The organism is Ursidibacter arcticus, assembly GCF_009761375.1.
GTDB lineage: Bacteria > Pseudomonadota > Gammaproteobacteria > Enterobacterales > Pasteurellaceae > Ursidibacter > Ursidibacter arcticus.
Genome location: NZ_LEKM01000023.1, coordinates 1 through 1,383, shown reverse-complemented (window position 1 = coordinate 1,383; position 1,383 = coordinate 1). Strand labels below are relative to the sequence as shown.

The window sequence follows — 1,383 nt, the reverse complement described above, 5'->3', positions numbered from 1 at the left end:
TGAAGCACCAATAGCCGTTGCTGATGCAGAGATTATCAAAGCCGATAATACCGCACCGACTGTGGAACTTGCGCCAACACCAAATGGTGCAGAAGTAACCCTTGACCCAAATGCGAACGTTGGTGATACCACAAAAGTAACCGTAGAAAAAGACGGTGAAAAAGTGGAACACGAATACAAAGTCAATGATGAAGGCAAGTGGGAACCAACAGATCCTGCAAAATCACCAGCGGTAAACCCTGATGGCACAGTAACTATTGTCGCACCTCCAGGCAGCACCATTAGTGCAGAAACCGCAGATACTGCAGGTAACACCAACAAGCCAGAAGCAAAACCAAATGCGGAAGCAGGTGATTTACCAACTAATACGGTAAAAGTACCAGGTGAATCTGACCCAACACAACCTGTTGATGTACCAAAAACAGCTCAACCAACGGCTAAAATCACCAAAGTGATTGACCAAGATAGCCCAGCAGACGGTAAAGTGGATGCTTACGAAGTAACAGGTAAAGTACCAGGTGAGCCTGTAGGTACGCCAGTTAAAGTGTACGACAAAGATGGCAACTTATTAGGTGAAGGTAAAACAACTGATGACGAAGGTAACTTCACAATCAATCCGGTAGAAAAACCGAAAAGTGGTGAAACACTTGTTGTTAAAGCAGAAAACCCTGAAAAACAACCAAGTAATGCTGTTGAACTCCCAACTACAGATGTGGTAACAGATTTTGAGGATAAAACCGCTCCTGAAACACCAAGTGTAACTGCAAATGGTGCGGATGGTAGCGTAGATGTTTCTTTACCTGAAAATGCTGTACCAGGTGATACATTAAAAATCAAATTTACCCCTGAAGGTCAAGATACTCCTGTAGAGGCAACCTTAACAAAACAACCTGATGGCTCTTGGAAGAGTGACAACCCACTTGTGCCAGATGCAATTGATGGACAAGACAAAGTCACCATTCCAGAAAATGCAGTAAAAGATGGCACAGAAGTGACCGCTCAAAACATTGATGTTGCAGGCAACAAATCGCCAGAAGATGCGGAAATTGCCAAAGCGATTGCAGGCTCAGACCAAACCACAGGTAAACCTGAAATCACCGAAGTCAAAGGTTACGACTTAAATGAACAAGCCGATACTAACCCAGATAAAGTGGTAATTACAGGTAAAGTAGAAGGCGAGCCAGCCGGCACTAAAGTCAGCATTTTCGACAAAGACGGCAAAAAAGTCGCAGAAGTTGAAACCGATGAAGACGGAAACTTCACTGCAACCCTAGTTGAAAAAGGTGCAAAAGATGAGCTAAAAGCAGGTGCAGATGCTGAAGTTGATGAAATCAACGCAGGCGACACTTTCACCGCAAAAGCGAAAGCAGATAGCAAACCAGA

The 1,383-nt window shown here is 44.1% G+C and carries 1 protein-coding gene; it reads left to right on the top strand.

What is annotated here, in order from left to right:
* Positions 1–1,383: Ig-like domain-containing protein (locus tag A1D25_RS00860; protein WP_240327069.1), on the top strand; the 1,383-nt coding region annotated here is incomplete at both ends.